This window comes from Candidatus Methylomirabilota bacterium (assembly GCA_036002485.1).
GTDB lineage: Bacteria > Methylomirabilota > Methylomirabilia > Rokubacteriales > CSP1-6 > AR37.
Genome location: DASYTI010000088.1, coordinates 1 through 3,540, shown reverse-complemented (window position 1 = coordinate 3,540; position 3,540 = coordinate 1). Strand labels below are relative to the sequence as shown.

The 3,540-nt window shown below is 67.3% G+C and carries 3 protein-coding genes; all 3 read right to left on the bottom strand.

From position 1 onward, the window contains the following. The coding region (locus VGT00_08745) for a glucose 1-dehydrogenase (protein ID HEV8531489.1) at positions 1–756 on the bottom strand (756 nt) is incomplete at its 3' end. 37 nt (positions 757–793) lie between these two features. After that, positions 794–1,114 (bottom strand): NIPSNAP family protein, encoded by a 321-nt coding sequence (locus tag VGT00_08740; GenBank protein HEV8531488.1) that lies wholly within the window; start codon positions 1,112–1,114, stop codon positions 794–796. Positions 1,115–1,325: 211 nt separating this feature from the next. Beyond that, complete coding sequence (locus VGT00_08735) at positions 1,326–3,176, bottom strand: ankyrin repeat domain-containing protein (GenBank protein HEV8531487.1); 1,851 nt, start codon at positions 3,174–3,176, stop codon at positions 1,326–1,328. Positions 3,177–3,540: the final 364 nt, after the last annotated feature.

Here is a 3,540-nt window from a genome sequence, read left to right as displayed (position 1 = left end):
CCGGGGACCGCCGCTCACGTACACGGTCTCCCCGGTCATGAAGTTCGCCTGGTCAGAGGCCACGAAGATCACCGCCCAGGCGATCTCTTCGGGACGGCCGAGCCGCTGGAGGGGCAGGTCGCGCGAGGCCTGGGCGATCATCGCGGGAGTCTTCCACACCGCGAGCACGCCTTCGGTCTCCACGGGGCCCGGGGCCACGGCATTGACGGTGATGCCGTGCTTGGCCCATTCCGCGCCGAGGCTCTGCGTCAGCACCGTCACGGCCGCCTTGGTCGCCGCATAGGCCGCCATGCCTCGCGAGCCCGTGCGTCCGGCCACCGAGGTGACGTTGACGATCTTGCCCGCGCGCTGGCGGATCATCACGCGCCCGGCCGCCTGCGAGAAGAGAACGACGCCGGTGAGATTCGTCTGCACCATGGCGTCCCACTCCTGGCGGGGAAGATCCTCGAGAGGCGCGCGGATCCGGTAGCCGGCATTGTCGACGAGCAGATCGATGCGCCCGAACGTCTTCACGGTCCGGGCCACGACCTCGTCCACCTGCCGCGCGTCGCCCACATCGCAGGCCAGGGCCAGGGCCTGCCGCCCCTGCGCGCGCACCTCGGCGGCCACCGTCTCCAGCGACGGGAGTCGGCGGCTGCAGCCGACCACGTGAGCGCCGACCTTGGCCAGCTCGACGGCGATGGCGCGCCCGATGCCCTGGCTGGCCCCCGTCACGATAGCGACGCGGTCACGGAGAGTGTCGGCGGAAAAACCCATGGAGGTCAGAGCATATCAGCTTCCGCGCGAGGATCGATCATTGAATGACTGAGCGCGGCGTGGCCACGATGCGGGTGACCTTGATCTGCTCACGATCAATCAGGGTCGGCACCCTGGGTGCGATCTCGTTCTTCCAGTAGTTGCTCTGGTACACGGCATCGTAGAGCCGCTTGCGCTCCGGCTCGCTCTCGAAGCGCCGGATCCAGACGTAGATGCTCTCGTCTTCCTCGCCCACGAAGCTACCGAGGATCACCATGCCCATCTTGACCTGGAACGGGATGATCTCCTCCTCCATGCACTTGACCCAGTTCTCGCGCTGTCCCGGCCGGACGTGATACTGCCTGAGCTCGAAGAACATGCTCGCCTCCTGTTTGATTGGTTGCTCACCTTTGCTTCGTCCTCGACCCCCCTTCATTCACTCAGCCCTCGCCTCGTCGCTCGAGCCGAGCGTCTCAGCTCGAACGGCGGCCCTCTCCCCCGATGGGGGAGAGGGATGAAAAGAAATCGTATCCCTCTCCCCTCTGGGGAGAGGGCAGGGTGAGGGGGCAGTTGTTGACGCATGATCCCGACTATCCGAGACGATCGGCAAGGGTCGCGCGTCCGTTCTGTCGGGCATAGTCCCCCGCCGTCTGGCCTTTCTCGTCTCGCATGGTCCGATCGGCGCCATGTTCAAGCAGGAGATCGACCATCTCCGTCTGGCCGTTCAGAGCGGCTTCCATCAGAGGCGTGAATCCCATGCCGCTGGTGCCTTGCCGGGCGTTTACCGGCGCGCCCCGCTCCAGGAGCAGGCGCGCGATGGGAACCGAGCGCCCCGCCGCCGCGGAGTGAAGCGGCATGACGCGCATATCGTTCGAGGAAGCCGCATCGACCCGCGCATTGCGCTCGAGCAGCAGTCTCACCACCGATTCATGGTTGAAGAAGCAAGCCAGCCCGAGGGGGCCGAAGCCGTCCTCCGCCACCGCGTTCGCGAGGCCAGCATCGCCATCGAGCAGGCGCTCGACCGTCTCGCGATCACCGAGAGCCGCCGCCTCGAAGAGGTCGAGGGCGGGCAGCATTCCTCGCAGGCACTCGACGACCTCATGTTTGCCGTGGTAGCGCGCGATCAGGATCGGCGAAGAGCCGTGGCGCCGGCTTCGAATCATGTCCGGCCTGGCGGCGAGCATGGACTTCACCTTCCCGAGGTCGCCACCGCGGATAACGGCGATGAATGTCTCCTCTTCATCTGTCGTGGTGCTGTCAGCCATGTCTTCACGCCCTCGGGGGCCTCTGTCTCTCAGCCACTCCACCACCTTGACGCACCCCGCCTGATCCGGCCGCTCGCCCGCGAGGTCGATCGCCGTCTTGCCCTCGGCGTCCCGGAGATTGACATCGGCGCCGGCTTCGATCAAGAGCTTCACGACACCGAGGTGTCCGCCCTTTGCCGCCAGGTGCAGCGGAGCGCGGCCCGCGTCCATGATGTTGACGAGCGTGGGGTCGTCGATCAGACGCTGCCGGACCTTGGACACCCAGCCCACGCTCGCGGGCCAGCAGATTCCGAAGGCCCTGGGCGTGCAGCGAAGCACATCGTCGCGCAACGTCGGATCAGCCCCCGCCCGCAGCAGCGCCTCGATGACCGCGCGCGAGCCCGCGAAATAGGCCCAGTGCAAGGGCGTGCCGCCCGCGAACGCGCGAAACGACAGGTCCGGGCCATGCGCGAGCAGAACGCGCACCGCTTCCTCCTTGCCGTTGCGGCAGGCGATGTAGAGCGCGTCGGATACGACCTCCCGGGTCGATGGCGGAGGACACGGCAGGCGTGTGCCGTCCGGAGCATAGCGCGAGCTGCCCGTGGTGGAGGCGCCGTCCTGCAGACGGCCCTCCGCGTCGAAGAACGCCTCGACCGCCTTCGCATCGCCGAGCCCGGCGGCGCAGTACAGGTCGGCCTCGACGCCGCCGCGCCGCAGCGCCTCCGCGACCTCGAAGTGCTCCGAGGTCACGGCCCAGGAGAGCGGCGTATGCGCCGAGTGCGCGTAAACGCCGTCCGGGTCGCCTCCACAAGCCAGGAGGAGGGCGATGAGGCCAGGCCTGTTCCGGTCCGCTGCCGCGAGGAGCGGAGTGGTCCCGTCGGGATGGCGCGCGTTCACCAGTGCGGGCTCGGAGGTCAACATCCGTTCCACCGTCGCTTCATCCGCCCGATTGATGGCGCCGTAGAATTCCTCGATCCGTTCCCGAGGCAGCTCCGCGCGACCCGGAGCCTCGACCGCGGGCCGCAACGCGTCCAGATGCGCGCGGAGCTTGCGCCAGCTCGCGAAGCCGTGCTCTCGGGCCACCGCGAGCTGGGCGTCGGCCAGCTGCGCCGAGGCATCGGCGCGCTGCAAGTCCTGGAGCTTTTCCTTGGCGAGCTTCTTCAGGTACTCGAGGTTGGGACGATCCGGCAGAGGCATGACGCACCATCCTTCCATGGTGCCCGTTGTCCGCGATATCGGGCGGAAGGTGGTGATGTCGATTCACACGACAGGTGGGTTCAACCCTTCACGCGGACCGTGAGCCGCCTGGACGGCTGACCCCGAGTCTACGGATCGATCAGAACAAGTCAAGCGCCCCAAAGTATCCCTCTCCCCCCATCGGGGGAGAGGGCCGCTGTTCGAGCCGAGACGCTCGACTAGAGCGACGAGGCGAGGGCTGAGTGGGTGAGGGGGCAGGGCTCAGCAGGAACGTGTATGATCCTCTCTCTATGGCCTCTCCGTCCGTTGCAGAGGCGCACGTGCTTTCGCCTCGCCCCCTGATCTGCGGCTGCAGTCACACCAG